This is a genomic window from Exiguobacterium sp. s168, assembly GCF_018619035.1.
In the GTDB taxonomy this organism is placed as follows: domain Bacteria; phylum Bacillota; class Bacilli; order Exiguobacteriales; family Exiguobacteriaceae; genus Exiguobacterium_A; species Exiguobacterium_A acetylicum.
The window spans coordinates 1-17,469 of the sequence record NZ_JACSNE010000025.1 but is presented as its reverse complement, the minus strand read 5'-3'; the positions used below and the strand labels follow the sequence as shown (position 1 = coordinate 17,469).

The window sequence follows — 17,469 nt, the reverse complement described above, 5'->3', positions numbered from 1 at the left end:
GGATGCACTATGGCATTGACGAGCCGTCATCTCCTGTGGCTCGTGTTGTTCTGTCTGGTGCTATCAATCAGTGCCAATGTCTATCAATATCGCTCAATCGCATCAGATGAACCACATCGAATCACAGAGAAAGCCGAGAAGAATTCGTTACCCAAAACGACGGTGTCGAATCCGCCCATCTCGACTGACGAACAAGAGCAAGAACAGCACTCGACCATTTCTAAGACCGCGGAACGCTTCATCACGTTCGCTTTCACATGGGAGGACGGCACCTATCCGACGCGCAAACGACAAGCTGATCAGTATATGTCGGAGTCCCTCAAACGGACGTTGTTCGCAAGTAGCGGAAGTGATGACAAGTTTACCGCCTCCGTCGCTGACATCGAAGTCTTTCCGCGTCACGACGATCCAGAACATTGTCTCGTCCGCTTCAAACGCACGTTGACAATTGATTCAAACGGCTATGAAGAGACATCCGATGAGCTGGTCGAACTGACGTTTACACATCAAGACGGTCGCTTCATCGTCGACCAAATGAAAAGTCTCAAGTCATCAGGGGGTGTTTAAATGCAGACAGGAAAACGAAAAACGTTGACCCGTGACTGGTCGCGCTTGTATCTCGGAACAGGGATGTTTTTCTTAATCGGCTTTCTGTTTTTCGGTTTCTCCTCCCTCTTCTTTGCTGAGGAACAACCCATCAATGCGACACCGATCGGTGAAGAACAACGGTTGACGAATGGACAGACCGTCATGCTTCTTGACTGGTCTCATGATGAAGAGCGGAAACAGATGCGTGTCCGCCTCCAATTCGACCAACCCCAAGACTACGCGACGAAACTTGTCACGCGCATCGCTTATAAGGAACGACCGACGGATGAGTTGCGCGTCCGCGTCGTCTATCACCAGGACGAGCACTATGTCTTCGAAATCGAAGATGTACCGCGTGACTTTGATCAGCTAGCCCTTCGCTTGTATGTCATTAAACCTCAACAATCACTCGAGAAGCTGACGACTACGAATCGAGAAGAGGCACTCGTCGAATCACTCTATATGGATCAGCGACGCGTCTTAAGGACATCACTTTCTATTCAACAAGCAGACGACTATGCGCAACTTTTTCTCTCTGACGAGCACGTACAAAGTCAAAAACGGATCAAGAAAATGAAACGCGAACAGCTAGCACACGCTTCTCTCGTCCAGCAAATTGAACAGGATGTCGAGACGAAACAAGCCACCCTACCTGACCTGACACTCGATGAACAAGTCGAACGCGAGGACGAGATTTTCAATCTGAAGCAAGATAAAGAAGACGCACTGTTACGACAAACGGAATTGAAAAAACAACTCACACAAGAAGAAAAAAAGCAGGATCAGCTGCGCATTAAAGCACGTGAACTGAAATGGTAAGGTGGCAAACGCCGTGCCAAAATGTCGTTTTTAGTGGCACGCGGTGTGACCTTTTGGCGATTTTGATGATATCAGGGAAACACTAGGCTCCGCCTAGGCTAGCACGGTGAGTGATAGCAGTTTCCCCTTATGCTCTTTTTCACGATTTTAGATCCAATTTGCTTTTTACTGCTTCTGATTTTTATCTGAAGAACTTGATTGTTCTTTTATCTAGTCCAATAAAAAAACGAGCATCGCGGCTCGTTGAATGTGTTCTCAGATTATCTTTTTAACGACTCAAATACTTTTAACATGACATAAAACGAACCAAAACTAAAAGCTAATCCGAACAACGTGAGCACCCAAACTGACATTTTCCATCCCTCCTCTCATCCTTATACAGCATTATAAAGAGTGAGGTTTCAACAAATGGAAAAAATTCTTAATTCACTTTAATCGAATCTTTCTTTGAACGAGAAGCGTCGCTCATATCTAGTGAGACAGATTCACGTGTGCATACATGCACTTTAAAAGTTCGACGATCAAAGAGACGCTCACAGTTTCTCCAAGCGCGTAACTCTGTTCAATCACTGACTGCATGTTGTTCCCTCCTTTTCCTATCTGATTGATATTAGCTTTCTCACTTTTAATGACAGGAGGAACAAAAGAATTGTTCGGAAAACTTTTTATTTTTTTAGAACATTGAGACTCACTTTCGTAATGGAAGGAGGAAAGCAGATGGATCTCTTAATTCGTGATATCGATCCAATCCTCATCAAACAACTTGACGAACAAGCGGAGAAACAGTCGTGTTCCCGTCAAGAATTACTGAAAGGATTGGTGATCACCTGGTGTGCAGACGGTGTCCAGTCTACACAAATTGCGCGTCTTGAACGACAGCTCGAAGCGAACACCTTGCATCTCAAGCGGAGCGCAACCGAACTCGAACTATTGATTACACTCTTTCGTGAGGTGATGCAGGATGAGTAACATTCCCGGCGTCATCATCAAGTCGAAGTTCAAGTTGCCACAAGCAACTCGACGTGCGCGTCTTTATACGACCTACCTCAGCTACATCGATCGTCCGGAGACGAAAGCGCGGTCGCATCAATTCGAGAACTACCACGACTATATGGAAGATGAACTGAAATCAAGCGGTCTGTTCACAGAGACACAAGACCGATTGAATGCGACTGAACGAGAGCAGTTACGCGATATCTTCCGTCGGGCACAAGAGAACGGTAGCATCCTTTGGCAAGACGTCATCTCGTTCGATGAAGCATGGTTACAGGAAGTCGGTGTCAAAGAAAATCGTTACATCGATGAACAACGATTGATGCAGGCGACACGGAACGCGATCGCGCTGATGATCGAAAAGGAACAGATGCTACACGCGACATGGACTGCTGCAATCCACTACAACACGGACAATATCCATGTTCATATTGCGACGGTCGAGACAATTCATCCACGCGAGCGTGGCAAACGCAAACCGAAAACGATTGAGAAGATGAAGGCACAAGTCGTCCATATGCTTGCCGTCCGGACACGTGAACAAGAGAAACTAAATGACTTCATCCGTGATGAAGTCCTAGCGCACAAACGAAATCATTCAACAGAATCTCTTTCAAATCGAATCTTGCATCCTGAACTCGTACGACAGTATAAAGCGATTCAAAAACAACTACCGGACGATAAACGGCAATGGTACTACAACATGAACGGCATGCAAGAACTGCGTCCTTCACTCAATCAACTCACTGACACATACCTTGCGACGCACTTCGAGAAAGAACACGCCTCGTTCAAGCAACGACTGGATAACGAGGTCGCATTCTACGAGCGAAGTTACGGATCGGCATCGCAAGCATCGACTTATCGGAAGACGAAAGAACAGGATCTCTATACACGAATGGGAAACGCCATCCTGTCCGAGATGCGTGAGTCGGATAAGTCATCCCCGAAGCGTGCGAAGAACGCTACATCCTCACCTAAACAAAAAATCCGATCAGCGTTTCGACGCGAACGGATTATGCAAGAGATGCTTTATCGAATCGGACGACACATGAACGATGAATGGGAACACATACAAAATCAAAAAGCGTTTGAACTTCTTCAGCAAGAAATCGATCACGATCGATAAAAGGAAAAGTCACCCTCTCAACATCAGGATGACGGACAATGTCTAGTGTTATCGATGACTCATTTTAATAGCGTAGTCATTTAATTGACGAAACTCTTTATTGTAGAGCCTTTTCAAACCTGGTTTAGCGAGTCTATAAAGGAATGAATGATACCAGTGGAATATTTCTGCTGATACAGTGATTCGCATCTCTGTTTGATTTTGTCTCGCATGCAATTCATATTGACCAATCGATATACCTAACTCATCTTTATTTCGGACATCAATAAAATAAGGTGGACGAATCTCTTCCACCCAAGCATCAGCAGAAAATGTTTTATCTTTTAGTTTTTGTATGACATGAAACGTTTGACCAGCGTAATTATATTCAGCCGGATCTCCTTCAGCAAATGTATAGTTTTCAATTGTACTGCTCCAACTACGCATATGTTCCATTTTAGAAATATAATCAAATACTTTATCGATAGGTGCATCAATGACTTTTACTTTTTTATAAATGTGTAATGTTGACATGGATATTACCTCACTCAATCTTTTTTAGATGTTCATTGTATCATTCATGGTTTATTTAATCAGGAAGTATTTAACTATTGAACGAGTTGATTAGTAAATGAAAGGAGCATACAAATGGAGGAAACCAAACAAGTTCGGATTCGGATGAGTACTGTAACTGCTGAATTTTTAGAGGAATACCGGGAGAGAGAACGGTTATCCGGTATCGGTCCGGCAATCGATCACATCGTCCGCGATTATCAAGAGATGATCAAAAAGCAATGGGATTTGAACTATGTCAGTCGTTCTGTCTCGAAACAGATCGAGCAAGAGTTAACACCCTTCTGGGAAGAACAGATCACCAAAAGTCTCTCTCCGTTACGATTAAGCATTCAACAAACTGACCTTCAAACACAGGTGTTGATCGAACTCGTACAAGCCTTGATGCAGACGGAAAGCATCGAGGACATCATCCCGACGACCGAATATCGTCCTTCGTTTCTTGAGACGGCAGAAACGGCTGTCAAAAAACGAATCGACCAGCGAAAGCAATATAAGCACTCGGATGAAGAAAGGATGATTCACAAATGAGACGACCAGAAGCCTTCACACTCGTGACATTTCTCGAATTACATCCGACCCACGTCACCGTCATGATTCATCAAGCGCATTATGATATTCCGGTTTCTCAGGATGAACGAGCGTTCCTTCAGCTCTTACAGGAAGAACCTTTGTTGTTGCTACCGGTATCACGTGATCGTCGTCATCTACTACTGAACCGACTCGCTACCGACCCGATTGTTCTGCAGGAACTAGAAGATTTCAAAGGTGCTGCCGATTCGTCTTTCTCGTCTGAAGGAGCGTGAGATACATGGCATACAAGAAGAAAACACGTGAGGATTATCAGAAGGAAGTACAAGCCTTGACCGACAAGATGGAGACACAGCTCGCTTCTCACTTCGTCAGTCAGGAGAGTATCAAAGAACATCTCGACTTCATGAGCCGGTTCCATCGCTACTCAACTCGGAACATGCTATTGATCGAAGAGCAGTTCCAAGGTGCACGTGCCGTCGGTTCCTATGCGTACTGGGAGAAGCAAGGCATACAGGTGCAAAAAGGAGAAAAAGGCATCAAGATTTTTGTTCCCTCCCCTGTTACGTTCATCAAACGAGAGGCGGATTGGGTCGCATGGAAGGACGCGACAAAAACGGAGCAAAAGCGTGCCATGGAAGGTGCGCTTCCGACCCGTAAAGCGATGTATTATAAGATTGGTCATGTCTTCGAGTACACGCAGACCGATGCCCGGGAGAAGGGATTCGAGGTCTCAGAATTGTTCGCCTCCTACCACCGGAACGGATCAATCCGTGAGGCGGAATCATTTCGCCGCGCGTTGAACGGGATTGCTGAGGAACAAGACGTGACGTTACTCGATCAACCGTTGAACGAACTCGGTACCGCGAAAGGATGTTTTTATCCAGAACTGAACGCGATCGCCTTGAACCCGCGGAACTCGGATATTGAAAACATCACTGTCCTGATCCATGAACTCGCCCATGCCAATCTGCATAATATGGACCGGAACGAAGAACGTGGAATCGAGTTGAATCCATATGAGAAAGAATTCCAAGCAGAGATGGTCGCCTATACGGTCGCAGCGCACTTTGGTTTTCCGACGGATGAGTTTTCATTGTCGTATCTCGCTAACTGGACGCAAGGCAGGGACTTATGCGACAAAGAAGATCTGTTGCATGAAGTCCATCAGACATCCGGTCACTTCATCCGTGAGATCCATACTTTGCTCGAGCAGGAACAAGTCCTGGAACGCGAAGCATCGCCGCTTAAGATGATTGAGTATATCGAACAGCATGCGCAGATCACTAACCCCGAGTTACCGTTAGCCGAACGGCTGGAACGGATCATGCAACATTCACCAGAGGACGTCGGTGCTTACCTCACGAGTATCGCTAAACAGGATACGCAACAAGATCTATCATCGTTCAACGAACCGATGATGCTCGTTCATGGTGCAACAGACTTCTTCGAACCGTTCGCGAAAGCCAACGACCGTGACTTCGACGAACACGAGACAGTTGCTTATACGTTGGTCATTCCAGGAGAAGAACCAATCAGCCAACACTTCCGTATCCTCGATGACGCTTCAGGACCGCTTCATCATATCCTGAACACAGAAGTCGTCAGTAAAGAGACCGAACAAGTCCTCGAAAAGGCATGGTACGATGAGATGATTTCGACGGAAGACCGTGATTTGGAAAAGGTACGGCAAATCATAACGCGTCACTTCAATGTACCCGAACAAGATTTCCGTAGTCGTTAAAAATATGTTCGCTCCTCTTTTAAAATCAAGTACTATAAAAAGTAGGATAAGACTGACAATACAAACAAGACGGAGGATTGACCATGACTAACAACCAAGCAACTGCTTATGCTGCCATCGCAATGGAGCAACTTGGCTATACGCGTGAACAGATTGAAAAGGTTCAAGCAAGTATGTTATCCGAGATGGACTGGACAGATGAGAAAACGGCAGAGAAAAAAGCCGAAACCCTTTTAAGAGGATAACCAGAAAGGACACATCTGATTTCTAGATACGTCCTTTTAAGTAGTATCATGTCACTTGGTATCGCCTTGCTTAAGTCGACTCATTTGATGCGCTATTTCTATCGAATGGGTCTTTTTTTCTTTAGGCAATTGTTCGATGATATTCATATAATCTTCTGCTTTGCGGTTCTGACTCAATTTGTATTTAGCTTGGATGTCCGTCACCTCAAACTGAAATCCCTTAACACCGGGCAATTCTTTTTCAATCAACATCTTCATTGTTTCTTCGGATACAGATTCATTCTCTCGTCCTGTTTCGTATCGCAACATCATGGAACTTAAGTCCTGTCGTAACTCATCTTCATTCAATAGCTTGGTATTTCCGTAAACATGTACAGATTGATAGTTCCATGTCGGAACATTCTCTTCTTGATACCAAGAAGAAGAAATATAAGCGTGAGGACCTTGGAATATCATCAATACGTTCGTTTCTTGATCCAGTGTTTTCCATTGGGGATTTCCGTAGGCTAAGTGACCTGTAATCATGATGGTATCGTTCTGTTCCGATAAATGAACTGGAATGTGTGAAGCGATTGGCGTACCGTCTTGAATCGTCACTAATGTAATGAACACGTGCTCTTTCATAAACGCTAAGACTTCTTCATAGTCATTCACTTTGAAATATTTAGGAATATACATCTACCTGTTCTCCTTATGATTTATTTCGAGAGCTGCTTTTCCATAATCCAATCGATTTGTTCATCTTCTCCCATGAAAAAGGAATGTTGACCACGTTTGACGAAACCACTCTTTTTATAAAAGGCTAGCGCATTTTTATTTTCTTCCCATACGCCTAACCAAATCGTGCTCACCTGATGCTCATGTGCAACGCCAACCGCATGACTTAACAGCTCTTTACCAAGTCCTAGCTTCTGAAACTCTTTTCGAATGTAAATTCGTTCAATCTCTAAGGCATTCTTTCCCATTGCCTCCGTTTGTGCGTCCTTTACGTTTACCTTCAAATAACCAGCAACCTTCTCTTGATGCTCAATGAAGTAAAAAAATGAATTTGGATTCGATAATTCTTTGCGTAATTTTTCGCTGTTATATGCTTTTTTTAAATAGGCTTGGAGATGCTCCTCTTCATTATCATGCTCGAACGTCTCTGAAAAGGTCTGAATACTGATCTCTCGTAACGTATTCACATCATGTTCAGTACAAGGTCTAATCATGTCGCATCCTCTTTTCTTAATAGTCTCGTTTGTTTCCTTTTTTCACGTACTCCCAGTCCTTTTCAATGTTCTTTCGTATACGATGAAGATATTCGAAGACTTCATCTTTTTCAGATTCAGAAAAACCTGTCAATGCAACGTCATTCGAGTGTTCATGCTCCCTGATGATCGATGGATAAATTGATTTCCCTTTAGCTGTCGGAAAGATTTTTTTGATTTTTTTATTCAGGGCATCCGGTCTTTTTTCGATGAAACCGCCAGCTTCTAACTTTTGTAATACTCTTGTTGCTGTGGAACGATCCACTTTAATCAAATCAATCAATTGTTCTTGAATAATGCCAGGATTCTCACAGATACGCACGATGTATACGTACTGACCTTTGGATAGGTTGAGTTCTTTAAATTCCAGATTACTGATTGAATCTAGGGCTCTTGCTATCATTCCGATTTCTCTTAGAATCTCTTTCATAAAGAACCTCGCTTCTATATGCGTCATTAAGTAATTACCTTTACTTTAAGTATTTTTTATTGCATTTGCAACAAAAATACAAAAAAAACAAAAAGAAACAACTTCACGTTGCTTCTCTCTCATCACTAAAAATAGTGATTTATTTCAATTCAATTTTCTTTTCACCTAGTTCTTTCCCTGCTAATCCTTGGGTCGCTTTCAAGGTGACGACCGCCTTCGGATCCTCGATATCGTAAGCCATGACACCCTTCGCCGTACCACCCGGTTTGATATCATCGAGTTGATGCTCTAAATAAGAGGCATACTTCTCTTCTTGTGGCGTCATGCCTACCTCTAACTTATTGATCGTATCCGTTCCTTCCTGTGTCGCTTCAAAGCAGGCAATCCAGACATTCATCCCGTTAAGTGGTTTCGTGCTATCATTCGTTGTCTCGTACGTGAAGACGAGTTGCGGTTTCTCACGGAAATACTCTTTACTTGGCTCAAGCACTTCTGTCGAAAGAATCTTGACGGTCGCCATTTCAATTTTTAACGTGTCATCCTTGAAATAGACATCTTCTTTTTTCGTTTCCGCTACATCGACCTTTTCAGTCGGATTCGCTGCTTTTTTAGGTGGATCTTCAACCGTTTCTTGTGTGCCGCATCCGACGAGTGATAATCCTAACCCGACGATGACGACCGCTTTTCCTAACTTATTCATCTGCTTCAGCTCATTTCTTTTTTAGTCTTCCCATAGTTCTTCCATCAACTTATCAATTTCACCGGAGAGTCGCTGCCGTTCTTGGTCATCCTTCTCGATATGACCATACTCGTCCATCCAGATGACATCGCCCGACTCCACCGTCATCGGGAAGCGAGAAATCAGAATGTCGCGCATCCCGTCGTCGAACTCGACGACGACCCACTTCCCTTCAATTCGGTCGATGATTCCTTTTCGCTTTGTCATTTCGACTTCTTGATCGTGTAGGACGATCCGTTCCCTTCGAAGACGATCGTGCCGCTCTTATCCGTCCGTAACATCGTCGCCTTCGCACGTTTTAGGTTTGTCACGACTTCCTTCGTCGGATGTCCGTAAGCATTCTTCCCAACACTGATAACGGCGTACTTCGGTTTGACGTATTTGAGGAACGTCGCGCTCGTCGATGTCTTCGCTCCATGATGTCCGACCTTGAGAACATCCGCACGCAGTGTCTTCTTCTTCGCGATCATGTCCTGTTCCGATTTAAGTTCCGCGTCTCCCGTGAACAAGAACGTATTCTTCTTATAGGCGACGTGTAAGACCGCGCTCCAGTTATTCAAGTCACTCTTCGCATACTCTTTGACCGGTCCGACGAATTGCGCCTTGACGCCTCCTTTGACAGGAAGCGAGACGCCAGCCTTTGCCATCTTAATCGTCAGCTTCTCGCGTTTGACCGCCAACAAAAAATCCTTGTAGGCTTGCGTCGTATGCTTCACCTTTGGTGCATAGACGCTCTTGACCTTGAACGAGTCGAGGACCTCATCAAGACCACCGATATGATCGGCATCCGGATGCGTCGAGATTAACACCTCGATGTCGCCGACCTTCTGTTTCTTCAGATAGGCGACGAGTTCATCGCCTTTTCCCTTGTTACCACCATCGATGACGATGTCTTCCCCGCTCGGCATCTTGATGTAGATCGCGTCTCCCTGACCGACATCGATATAATGGACCTTAATTTTCGGTGTCGCTGCTTCTGCGCCCTGTAGTGGTCCAACGAGTAACCCAACACTTGCGAATGCTAAGCTAGCACCCATCCATTTTCGTTTCATCTTTCATCGCTCCATTCCTGATTTGTAATTTATCTTCAGTATACAGTGAATTCCAGGAGATGGTTGGATATATTTCCCGCCTGTCCATTTTTATTGATAGGTTAGCCGATATGTAAATCGATATACAAAAAACAGACCTCAACGGGTCTGCTTAGTAAAGTGTTCCTGCATGAAGTTGGTTAATCGATCCACGTCGATGAACCATGTTACGTGCTCAATCGATCCATCCACTTCTCGCACGAATCGAAGCTGAGCATCAATTAATGTCACCTTACAGAGCTCCGCCTCTCTATGCCCTTTATTTTGATCAAGCATATCAAACATCTCTAGCACGCTCATCTACTCCACTCCTCACTGTTTTCTTGATTACAGCATAGGACGAATCGATCATACTTACGAATTACCTTAAATCAAATAAGCAAGATGTTATAAGAGATAACCGAGTGGTTACAAAGTGACATACAATTGATTTTCCACGTAAGGACAAAAAAAGAAACAACCTTTTCTAGCATCGTTTCCAACATAAAAATGTACATGATCCTCTTGCATATCGAATCAATAGAGATAAATAAGTACACCTACGATCAGAATGAGCGGCACCAATAATACCTTACCGGTCCAGCTTAAAAAGCTTTTCTTTTCTTTTCTTTCGTAAATAAGAAATCAATCAATAGGAAAAGTCCGAATGCAATCGGTACGAGGTAGAGTAGATTGACATTCGTAAGTGCTGCACCGAATACATCGGTCGACCCATCAAAGTTCATATGTAGTTTCTCCTCCTTTAGACATCCTCGCACGAGATACATCATTTACTACTGAAGCGCTAACGACGATCTAACACGTGGACAAGACTCTTTCCTTTAGTATGACATTCCTTCCACTAAATCCTAACCTTTTATTTTTCTTTTTAGCATTCTATAGAACGCTCCGTGTCCTCCGTCGCAAGGAACAGGAACGTAGAGATGCCTCACGCATGAGCCCGAAAGCTCTTTTGTTTTCTACATGACTACAAAAAGACTAGACAGAAACATCTACGTCATCATCAATCAATCTAAATCAGCTATCCGTCTATAGACCTTCATCCATTCGATAACTACTATAGACTTACCACCACCTCACGAATGTCGCTCCTCCCTATAGAAAAGACGATGCACAGACTCTTGCCCGCGGTGGACGGATCCACTGCGGGCATCTCACTGCCTTTGGATTTGGGACAAATCCATTCCATATTCGATCGTGCTTTCTTCAAAGAAAAACGACGCCGTTTTTCGTCCATGCCCTCGCGCGGACAGGAGGGGGGTGTCCCGTCCGTCTACGCTATACCATTCCTTTACAAGACACCTTGCGCTTTCAAACTGACGTATTCTTCTCCCGCACCGACGATGATGTGGTCGAGAAGCTGAATGCCGACGATACGTCCGACCTCGACGAGCCGTTCTGTCACCTCGATGTCCTCCCTTGACGGATGCGGGTCACCGCTCGGGTGCTGATGACTGACGATGAGCGACGTCGCATTGTTGAGTATAGCGGACTTGAAGATTTCTCGGGGATGGACGACGCTCGAGTTGATGCTTCCGACGTGTGCACGGTGGACGGCGATGACCCTGTTCTTCGTGTTGAGCAGGATGACGAGAAACACTTCCCGGTCATCGTCCTGGATGAAGCGTTTCGCGACACAGAACGCGTCCTCGGGTGACGTGATGTGCGTCGTCTCGAGCGCGAGGTCCGGTTCTCGGACCTCTTGGCGGATACGAGTGATTTCAACGAGTGTAGTCAGTTTCATGGAAAAGCTCCTTTCGCGAGTGGGATGCAGTCCGACACGGTGCCGTCCTGTTGACGGGAACGCAGCGAGCGTCGCGAGACGGGGCAAGGGTGACCGCAGGGAAAGATCAAAAAAAGCGGACAGCGCACCGGGACGAAGGCTTCCGGAGCCCGCGAGCGAAAAGCGTGCTTTGAGCCAAAACGCGGAGGAAGACGAGGAACGGCAGCGGCTTTTTTTGATGGCCCTTGCGCCGACGAGGAGCGAGCTAGAGTACGGAAACAGGACGGCTTGCGGTCCCTTTCCATCAGACAGAGCGGGATCGCTCTGTTCCATGCCTTTGAAAAGATCATTTACCGCACCACCGATTTCAATTAAGACAGCAAGAACGGCTAAGTAGCGTTATAATGAAGGACGCAATGACAGACTGAACGAAAAGGAGTATACCTATGAAGATTTCTTACATAACGATTCCCCTTGCCGTCCTATTGATGGCAGGATGTACAGATATGGAGACGAGCTCATCTCCATCAGATCAAACAGAGCAAGTAGCGCAGCAGGACGACGCGACTACACAAAAGACCGATACGAAAGAGAACTCCACCGATCAACAATCAGAAAATACAGCTGATACGAGTACAGTCACGCAATCAAAGGAGACGAATCCATCAACGGAATCAAAAACGACGACTCCGCAGGATTCTTTCACAGGATATAAGAAGATCATGGTCGATGGCGGAGACCTGTCCGGTAGTCGGCAGGCGAACGTCGTCGTCGACATCGGATTCGGTGACCGGAAATACTGGGCGTTCACGAATGAGCACGGACAGTTGGTTCGCGTCATCGCAAAGAAGATCGTCCTCCAGGATGATGCGACGGAAGAAGTCACACGTGACGGACGCTACTACTCTGACGAGGCGAAGGTGCCAGGCGTCGAACGCGCGGATCTCGATGAAGGACATATCATCGCCGATTCGCTCGGTGGTGTTTCGAATGCTTATAACATCACACCGCAGGACAGTACATTGAACCGACATGGCGACCAGGCATACATGGAGGACGTCATCCGCAAGGCAGGTGGCGCGACAAACTTCGAAGCGCAGATTACCTATCCGGATACATCGACGATGATTCCATCCGCGTATCAGTATACCTATACGGTCCGTGGAAACACTGTCGTCGACCGGTTCAAGAACGGCAATCCGGACGAGACGAATGCTGCACTCGGTTTGACGAAGAAGAAGGAGAAGAAAACAGAACCGTCGGCGACGTCGACTTCCGATACTGCAAAGACTGAGGATGTCTCACGCGTCGATACTGACGGCAATGGTCAGGTGACGATACAGGAGGCGAAAGATGCTGGATTCGCGATGCCAATCACGGAGAAGCACTGGCTATACAAGTATATGCGGGACAACGACCATGACGGCATGGTCGGAGAATGAGTAATTGATCCTTGGGACAAGTGCATGTTTCATTTGTCTTTTTGTATTACTTATTTATATAATAATTCAGTTTTTATCTATTTTACCTTCAAAATACATGATAAAATTTACAATATAATCATGCTAAGGAGAATTAAGATGGGTAAATTAGATGCAATTAACAATCAGTTAGAAAATAGTGCTTTTCCAATTAGTTTGAGTACGCTAGAAGACTTAAAGATGAAATTACCAAAAATCGAAAGGTCTTATATCGAAATCACATTAAAGGCATTGAAAAAAGAATTTAAGTCCGATCAACTTTTTTATGCGTTAGAAGGTGTTCAACCTTCTCTGACTAAGTATGGCTTTCTTCTGATGACGGAAACAGATGTCGTTCTCTCTATCCATAAAGGTTCAATCATGCCAAGTGCGACAATTGAAAAGATTCCGTTTGCTAAAATTAAAGAAGTAGACTTCGATATCATTCCAATTCCAATTAATCCGTTTGGTGTAAACGAAGGAATTATTTATCTGACACATAAAAAAGGATTTGGAAGTAAAAAACTTACGATTCGTGACGTTACTGTTAGTCGACTCGATTCACTTGTAGAACAGTTGAGATATGCAGCGAATCAAAATAACTAAGGAGGCAATTTAAAATGGGATTATTTGATATGTTTAAAGGAGACAGCACAAAAAATAAACAAGGCATGCATCCTCATTTTGCATTCGCAACATCGCTTGTCTACATGATGGCTTCAGATGGAGAGTTTGATAATGAAGAAATTGGTCAACTACTAGCTGTATTAGGTGGTAAGAACAAAAAAGGTACGATTCGTATTGGAGACAATAATGATGATTTAATGGAAAAAGTATTTAAGTATTTTGATCGTAACTCTATCGATACATTCTTGGCAGAGGCTGCACCAGTACTGAATCATGAGCAAAAACTCTGTATTCTTGCCAATTTAGTAGACTCTTCCCTATCTGATGGAGAAGCAGAGCGAGAAGAACAAGCTATGTTTAATAAATTTATGACAGCATTTGGTGTAACAGAACAAGAATTTGCTCCTATTTTCAAAGTTATTGCGATGAAAAACGATCGTTCTGTCTTTAAGAATTAAGCTATACGTCATTTATCTCAACGTCTAACAATCACTCATTCGATTGTTGGGCGTTTTTTGCTTTGAAAACTTAAAGCTCCTATTTTTTCAACTAACAAACATTATTGATGTATTGTTCCAAGAAATTGATTGAAGAACATAGTTTCGCGGAACATAATAAGAACGAATGTTCTTATTATAAGAAGGAGTGCTTTAGATGAGTTATGAAGACCGTGGCAACAAGAAATGGATCCCGTTCCTGATGCCTGAACACAAAGGATTGCTGAAACTCTATTACCAGGAAGTGCATCATCTCAGGTTCGAGGATGCGGAGGGACCGCTCGATGGGACGATTGAGAACGCTTTGAACGACGCCATCTTCAGCGGAGACATCATCACGGTGACGGCGATGAAGGGTCCGTTAACGTATCGATTCGATGCCTTCGTCGAAAAACTCGACTATGTGTAGGAGGAGGTCCACCTCGTCAAACGAAATCTCGACGTCGAGATTGTCCCTTTCAAGCAAATATTAAGTGTTCGACTATCTAATTCAAGAAAAGTAATCATAGTGAGTAAATAGATAAATATAGTCAAACTATTATAATTTGATTATGTTTATCTATATTTGAACGCTTTTAAATACGTTATAATGAGGATAAACATAGTCATCGAACATGGAAATGAGTATGTTTAGTTTAACCTGATCTATTTCGTGAAAGGAGTGCGATGAATGCGCGACTATACATATACCTATCTAAAAGACTTTGCCCTACCGATGGAGACCGTCCGATTGATCGGACGGATCAACGAGTACAAAGGGAAACAGGACCTCTATAAACAGCAAGCGCCGCAAATCCTTAATACGCTGCGTGATGTCGCCGTCATCCAGTCGACGAAAGCTTCGAATGCGATCGAAGGAATCATTGTCACAGAGAGTCGACTGCAAACCATCATGTCAAAGTCTGCCGACCCTGCTGATCGTTCGGAGGCAGAGATTGCCGGTTACCGCGATGTCCTCAACCTAATCCACGCTTCAGCTCAAGACATCCCGGTCAATGCCAACATTTTGTTGCAGCTACACAAGGAGCTTTATAAGTTCGTTCCCGTCGAAGGTGGGCGATGGAAGAACGTCGACAATGAGATCAGTGAGACGTTCCCGGATGGCACTCGCCGGACGCGCTTCACCCCCGTCCCTGCATTTGAGACACCGGCAGCGATGCAAGCGTTATGCGATAGCCTACGTGAACGTCGGCAGCAAGAGGATGTCGATCCGCTCATCCTGACGAGCCTGTTCGTCCTCGATTTCCTGTCGATCCATCCGTTTAACGACGGGAATGGCCGGATGGCACGACTGTTGACGCTCTTGCTACTCTATCAATATGACTTCGAAGTCGGACGTTACATTAGTCTCGAGAAGATCGTCGAATCGCGGAAGGAAGATTATTATGAGTCGCTTCGCCTCTCCTCCGTGCGATGGCACCAGAACCAACAGGATCCGTTCCCTTGGATCAACTACCTGCTGAGCACGATTCTTGCTGCTTACAAAGAACTGGAAGATCGCGTCGGATTGGTGACGACGGGTAGCCAAAACAAGAACAATCGGATTCGTCGCTTCGTCGAGGGGCGGATTACACCGTTCACGAAAGCAGACGTAAGGAAGGCTTGTCCCAACATCAGTGAGGCGACCATCAATCGCGTATTGCGCGACTTACGTGACGAGGGAATCATTTCCCCATCCGGTCTTGGTCGAAGTGCGAAATGGATGAAGCAATAAAATCACGTAGTATAACGAAAGTTTGTGAAGAATACATCAGTCGTCACATTCTAAGAACTTTAACCAGGTCAGCCCATAATATTAGAAAACCTACATTGGCGTTACAATGCAGGTTTTCTGTATTTAAAGTTCTTCTAAAATCACATCAAATCGTAATCGGGATCTTCACCTTTCTCAATCTCTTCGTTGAAAGCGATGATACTAAATTCTTTTAAGTTAGAGATCGATAGCAGAGTTTCGTGATCATTGTACAGCTTATTTAGTGTCACTTCTTTCATAGTTTTTGCTGCTTCCAAACTCCAGTTCATTTCTTTCCCAACTTCTTCAGCAGAACTTACTGACTCTTTTTTTACTTTTCTTCTATTGAAGGCATTCCAAATTAAACTAACTGAAGAAATGCTAATTGTAGGAACTTTTTTAGATAGAGCAATAAAAGCATTTGAAGTTAAGCGCTTTAAACTACTAACATTTAATCGTGAAAATTGCCCGATTTTTTCTAAATAACCTACCATTTGTCCTGTTTCCTTGTACTGATTTGGATCGAGAGTTTCTGTTTCTTGAATTCTTTTATATATGTCGTAAGCGACAGATCCAAATAGTGCATAAGCCAGAGCAATATTTAACTTCGAAGAATCCTGTTCCAGTTTGACGATAGTAGGTCGACTAACTCCCATCATGTTTACCAAATCCACTTACAATACTTAAATCGAATGTAAAGTGAATCGCTGATCAATAAAAAATCTCTCATTTTATCGTGAAGAATGAATAGATTGTTCGATAATAAATCAGAAAATAAAAAAAAGATTGTATGCATTTCGACATCGAAACGTATACAATCTTTTCCTTTTAGTAGACTACATCTCTAACAAACACCAATTTCAATCACACAATAAGGGTTTATCTAAATTCTGAGAAGAGATTACCTAGATAGTCCCTCTTTTACTTCAAAGGTAGCTATTAATCTTTTATTCCGAGATTTTCTAATTCAGAATCGTAAGCTGGGTCATCTAAAATTTCTTCAGCCGTTTCTTTAGCTTCTTTTATGATACTTGTTCTTTCCTTTAACGATAGCTGACCTAAAAATTGACTTTCAGTCATTCCGTTTGGAAATGCAGACCCCCTCTAATGTTCCACTATTTTCTTCAATATTATTAAGGGATGCAAGCTTCATCGAATTAGAGTCATCTCCCTTAGCCATGAATGCTTGAACTTGCATATTTGAACTTGAGGATTTTGTAGGTAAGTTTTTGGCTCATCACCATAAGGTGTGGTTGACACATAAAATCCATCGGATTTTAAATCGAACATAGAAAAAAAGCGAAAACCCCGGTATCGTA

Annotated in this window: 24 protein-coding genes; 13 read left to right on the top strand and 11 right to left on the bottom strand. The window is 44.0% G+C overall.

The annotated features are described in order from the left end of the window. The first annotated feature begins 9 nt into the window (after window positions 1-9). The 4 genes from KNQ15_RS13185 to mobP2 all read left to right on the top strand — a co-directional run bounded on the left by KNQ15_RS13185 (window position 10) and on the right by mobP2 (window position 3,529). Complete coding sequence (locus KNQ15_RS13185; protein WP_047392459.1) at window positions 10-567, top strand: hypothetical protein; 558 nt, start codon at window positions 10-12, stop codon at window positions 565-567. Beyond that, window positions 568-1,407: a hypothetical protein gene (locus tag KNQ15_RS13180; protein ID WP_214729767.1), complete on the top strand. Its 840-nt coding sequence runs from the start codon at window positions 568-570 to the stop codon at window positions 1,405-1,407. 717 nt (window positions 1,408-2,124) lie between these two features. Next, a complete protein-coding gene (locus KNQ15_RS13175) occupies window positions 2,125-2,376 on the top strand; it encodes a hypothetical protein (protein WP_052169429.1) in 252 nt (83 codons plus the stop codon). Next, window positions 2,369-3,529, top strand: a complete 1,161-nt coding sequence (gene mobP2 / locus KNQ15_RS13170; protein WP_047392448.1) for a MobP2 family relaxase — start codon at window positions 2,369-2,371, stop codon at window positions 3,527-3,529. The genes KNQ15_RS13175 and mobP2 overlap by 8 nt, the downstream gene beginning before the upstream one ends. Window positions 3,530-3,577: 48 nt before the next feature. Here mobP2 and KNQ15_RS13165 read toward each other — a convergent pair whose 3' ends face one another. Further along, on the bottom strand, window positions 3,578-4,042 hold the full coding sequence (locus KNQ15_RS13165; RefSeq protein ID WP_047392444.1) for an SRPBCC family protein: 465 nt from the start codon (window positions 4,040-4,042) through the stop codon (window positions 3,578-3,580). A gap of 114 nt (window positions 4,043-4,156) precedes the next feature. Between KNQ15_RS13165 and KNQ15_RS13160 the strand changes: the two genes are divergently transcribed. The 4 genes from KNQ15_RS13160 to KNQ15_RS13145 all read left to right on the top strand — a co-directional run bounded on the left by KNQ15_RS13160 (window position 4,157) and on the right by KNQ15_RS13145 (window position 6,601). Beyond that, window positions 4,157-4,612, top strand: a complete 456-nt coding sequence (locus KNQ15_RS13160; RefSeq protein ID WP_047392441.1) for a hypothetical protein — start codon at window positions 4,157-4,159, stop codon at window positions 4,610-4,612. Then, window positions 4,609-4,887, top strand: coding sequence for a hypothetical protein (locus KNQ15_RS13155; RefSeq protein ID WP_047392438.1), 279 nt, complete (start codon window positions 4,609-4,611; stop codon window positions 4,885-4,887). The genes KNQ15_RS13160 and KNQ15_RS13155 overlap by 4 nt, the downstream gene beginning before the upstream one ends. Before the next feature lie 5 nt (window positions 4,888-4,892). Then, a complete protein-coding gene (locus KNQ15_RS13150; RefSeq protein WP_052169428.1) occupies window positions 4,893-6,356 on the top strand; it encodes an ArdC-like ssDNA-binding domain-containing protein in 1,464 nt (487 codons plus the stop codon). 83 nt (window positions 6,357-6,439) lie between these two features. After that, entirely contained in the window at window positions 6,440-6,601 is a 162-nt protein-coding gene (locus KNQ15_RS13145) for a hypothetical protein (RefSeq protein ID WP_214729766.1), read from the top strand. Window positions 6,602-6,652: 51 nt separating this feature from the next. Here KNQ15_RS13145 and KNQ15_RS13140 read toward each other — a convergent pair whose 3' ends face one another. The 9 genes from KNQ15_RS13140 to KNQ15_RS13100 all read right to left on the bottom strand — a co-directional run bounded on the left by KNQ15_RS13140 (window position 6,653) and on the right by KNQ15_RS13100 (window position 11,855). After that, window positions 6,653-7,279: an FMN-binding negative transcriptional regulator gene (locus KNQ15_RS13140; protein ID WP_047392435.1), complete on the bottom strand. Its 627-nt coding sequence runs from the start codon at window positions 7,277-7,279 to the stop codon at window positions 6,653-6,655. Between the two features lie 20 nt (window positions 7,280-7,299). Then, window positions 7,300-7,812 (bottom strand): GNAT family N-acetyltransferase, encoded by a 513-nt coding sequence (locus KNQ15_RS13135; RefSeq protein ID WP_047392433.1) that lies wholly within the window; start codon window positions 7,810-7,812, stop codon window positions 7,300-7,302. Window positions 7,813-7,828: 16 nt separating this feature from the next. After that, entirely contained in the window at window positions 7,829-8,281 is a 453-nt protein-coding gene (locus KNQ15_RS13130) for a MarR family winged helix-turn-helix transcriptional regulator (RefSeq protein WP_047392619.1), read from the bottom strand. Window positions 8,282-8,420: 139 nt separating this feature from the next. Beyond that, window positions 8,421-8,981, bottom strand: coding sequence for a DUF5067 domain-containing protein (locus tag KNQ15_RS13125; protein ID WP_047392430.1), 561 nt, complete (start codon window positions 8,979-8,981; stop codon window positions 8,421-8,423). Window positions 8,982-9,002: 21 nt separating this feature from the next. Then, a complete protein-coding gene (locus KNQ15_RS13120) occupies window positions 9,003-9,227 on the bottom strand; it encodes a DUF3006 domain-containing protein (RefSeq protein ID WP_047392426.1) in 225 nt (74 codons plus the stop codon). Further along, a complete protein-coding gene (locus tag KNQ15_RS13115; protein WP_483299357.1) occupies window positions 9,224-10,057 on the bottom strand; it encodes a ComEC/Rec2 family competence protein in 834 nt (277 codons plus the stop codon). Before KNQ15_RS13115 ends, KNQ15_RS13120 begins: the two co-directional genes overlap by 4 nt. A gap of 153 nt (window positions 10,058-10,210) precedes the next feature. Further along, a complete protein-coding gene (locus KNQ15_RS13110) occupies window positions 10,211-10,411 on the bottom strand; it encodes a hypothetical protein (protein WP_047392419.1) in 201 nt (66 codons plus the stop codon). A gap of 284 nt (window positions 10,412-10,695) precedes the next feature. Next, complete coding sequence (locus tag KNQ15_RS13105; RefSeq protein WP_214729765.1) at window positions 10,696-10,836, bottom strand: hypothetical protein; 141 nt, start codon at window positions 10,834-10,836, stop codon at window positions 10,696-10,698. A 566-nt stretch (window positions 10,837-11,402) separates the two neighbouring features. Beyond that, the gene (locus KNQ15_RS13100; RefSeq protein ID WP_047392416.1) at window positions 11,403-11,855 is read right to left on the bottom strand and encodes a JAB domain-containing protein; all 453 of its coding nucleotides are present in this window, start codon (window positions 11,853-11,855) and stop codon (window positions 11,403-11,405) included. Between the two features lie 425 nt (window positions 11,856-12,280). Here KNQ15_RS13100 and KNQ15_RS13095 point away from each other — a divergent pair, with 425 nt between their 5' ends. The 5 genes from KNQ15_RS13095 (at window position 12,281) to KNQ15_RS13075 (ending at window position 16,132) form a co-directional block, all read left to right on the top strand. Beyond that, window positions 12,281-13,276 carry a DNA/RNA non-specific endonuclease gene (locus KNQ15_RS13095; protein ID WP_047392408.1) on the top strand — a complete coding sequence of 332 codons (996 nt, stop codon included), beginning with the start codon at window positions 12,281-12,283 and terminating at the stop codon, window positions 13,274-13,276. 138 nt (window positions 13,277-13,414) lie between these two features. Beyond that, window positions 13,415-13,900, top strand: coding sequence for a hypothetical protein (locus tag KNQ15_RS13090; RefSeq protein WP_052169427.1), 486 nt, complete (start codon window positions 13,415-13,417; stop codon window positions 13,898-13,900). Window positions 13,901-13,914: 14 nt separating this feature from the next. Continuing rightward, complete coding sequence (locus tag KNQ15_RS13085; protein WP_047392405.1) at window positions 13,915-14,379, top strand: tellurite resistance TerB family protein; 465 nt, start codon at window positions 13,915-13,917, stop codon at window positions 14,377-14,379. Window positions 14,380-14,575: 196 nt separating this feature from the next. Then, window positions 14,576-14,827 (top strand): hypothetical protein, encoded by a 252-nt coding sequence (locus tag KNQ15_RS13080; RefSeq protein WP_047392401.1) that lies wholly within the window; start codon window positions 14,576-14,578, stop codon window positions 14,825-14,827. A 261-nt stretch (window positions 14,828-15,088) separates the two neighbouring features. Then, window positions 15,089-16,132, top strand: coding sequence for a Fic family protein (locus tag KNQ15_RS13075; RefSeq protein WP_047392398.1), 1,044 nt, complete (start codon window positions 15,089-15,091; stop codon window positions 16,130-16,132). A 140-nt stretch (window positions 16,133-16,272) separates the two neighbouring features. On the opposite strand, the gene KNQ15_RS13070 is transcribed toward KNQ15_RS13075, so the two are convergent. Then, window positions 16,273-16,809, bottom strand: a complete 537-nt coding sequence (locus KNQ15_RS13070; RefSeq protein WP_047392395.1) for a hypothetical protein — start codon at window positions 16,807-16,809, stop codon at window positions 16,273-16,275. Window positions 16,810-17,469: the final 660 nt, after the last annotated feature.

What these genes read in the sequence shown, in the direction of transcription:
- KNQ15_RS13185 (WP_047392459.1), top strand. Translation starts at nt 10, where the DNA reads ATGGCATTGACGAGCCGTCATCTCCTGTGGCTCGTGTTGTTCTGTCTG.
- KNQ15_RS13180 (WP_214729767.1), top strand. Translation starts at nt 568, where the DNA reads ATGCAGACAGGAAAACGAAAAACGTTGACCCGTGACTGGTCGCGCTTG.
- KNQ15_RS13175 (WP_052169429.1), top strand. Translation starts at nt 2,125, where the DNA reads ATGGATCTCTTAATTCGTGATATCGATCCAATCCTCATCAAACAACTT.
- mobP2 (WP_047392448.1), top strand. Translation starts at nt 2,369, where the DNA reads ATGAGTAACATTCCCGGCGTCATCATCAAGTCGAAGTTCAAGTTGCCA.
- KNQ15_RS13165 (WP_047392444.1), bottom strand. Translation starts at nt 4,042, where the DNA reads ATGTCAACATTACACATTTATAAAAAAGTAAAAGTCATTGATGCACCT.
- KNQ15_RS13160 (WP_047392441.1), top strand. Translation starts at nt 4,157, where the DNA reads ATGGAGGAAACCAAACAAGTTCGGATTCGGATGAGTACTGTAACTGCT.
- KNQ15_RS13155 (WP_047392438.1), top strand. Translation starts at nt 4,609, where the DNA reads ATGAGACGACCAGAAGCCTTCACACTCGTGACATTTCTCGAATTACAT.
- KNQ15_RS13150 (WP_052169428.1), top strand. Translation starts at nt 4,893, where the DNA reads ATGGCATACAAGAAGAAAACACGTGAGGATTATCAGAAGGAAGTACAA.
- KNQ15_RS13145 (WP_214729766.1), top strand. Translation starts at nt 6,440, where the DNA reads ATGACTAACAACCAAGCAACTGCTTATGCTGCCATCGCAATGGAGCAA.
- KNQ15_RS13140 (WP_047392435.1), bottom strand. Translation starts at nt 7,279, where the DNA reads ATGTATATTCCTAAATATTTCAAAGTGAATGACTATGAAGAAGTCTTA.
- KNQ15_RS13135 (WP_047392433.1), bottom strand. Translation starts at nt 7,812, where the DNA reads ATGATTAGACCTTGTACTGAACATGATGTGAATACGTTACGAGAGATC.
- KNQ15_RS13130 (WP_047392619.1), bottom strand. Translation starts at nt 8,281, where the DNA reads ATGAAAGAGATTCTAAGAGAAATCGGAATGATAGCAAGAGCCCTAGAT.
- KNQ15_RS13125 (WP_047392430.1), bottom strand. Translation starts at nt 8,981, where the DNA reads ATGAATAAGTTAGGAAAAGCGGTCGTCATCGTCGGGTTAGGATTATCA.
- KNQ15_RS13120 (WP_047392426.1), bottom strand. Translation starts at nt 9,227, where the DNA reads ATGACAAAGCGAAAAGGAATCATCGACCGAATTGAAGGGAAGTGGGTC.
- KNQ15_RS13115 (WP_483299357.1), bottom strand. Translation starts at nt 10,057, where the DNA reads ATGGGTGCTAGCTTAGCATTCGCAAGTGTTGGGTTACTCGTTGGACCA.
- KNQ15_RS13110 (WP_047392419.1), bottom strand. Translation starts at nt 10,411, where the DNA reads ATGAGCGTGCTAGAGATGTTTGATATGCTTGATCAAAATAAAGGGCAT.
- KNQ15_RS13105 (WP_214729765.1), bottom strand. Translation starts at nt 10,836, where the DNA reads ATGAACTTTGATGGGTCGACCGATGTATTCGGTGCAGCACTTACGAAT.
- KNQ15_RS13100 (WP_047392416.1), bottom strand. Translation starts at nt 11,855, where the DNA reads ATGAAACTGACTACACTCGTTGAAATCACTCGTATCCGCCAAGAGGTC.
- KNQ15_RS13095 (WP_047392408.1), top strand. Translation starts at nt 12,281, where the DNA reads ATGAAGATTTCTTACATAACGATTCCCCTTGCCGTCCTATTGATGGCA.
- KNQ15_RS13090 (WP_052169427.1), top strand. Translation starts at nt 13,415, where the DNA reads ATGGGTAAATTAGATGCAATTAACAATCAGTTAGAAAATAGTGCTTTT.
- KNQ15_RS13085 (WP_047392405.1), top strand. Translation starts at nt 13,915, where the DNA reads ATGGGATTATTTGATATGTTTAAAGGAGACAGCACAAAAAATAAACAA.
- KNQ15_RS13080 (WP_047392401.1), top strand. Translation starts at nt 14,576, where the DNA reads ATGAGTTATGAAGACCGTGGCAACAAGAAATGGATCCCGTTCCTGATG.
- KNQ15_RS13075 (WP_047392398.1), top strand. Translation starts at nt 15,089, where the DNA reads ATGCGCGACTATACATATACCTATCTAAAAGACTTTGCCCTACCGATG.
- KNQ15_RS13070 (WP_047392395.1), bottom strand. Translation starts at nt 16,809, where the DNA reads ATGATGGGAGTTAGTCGACCTACTATCGTCAAACTGGAACAGGATTCT.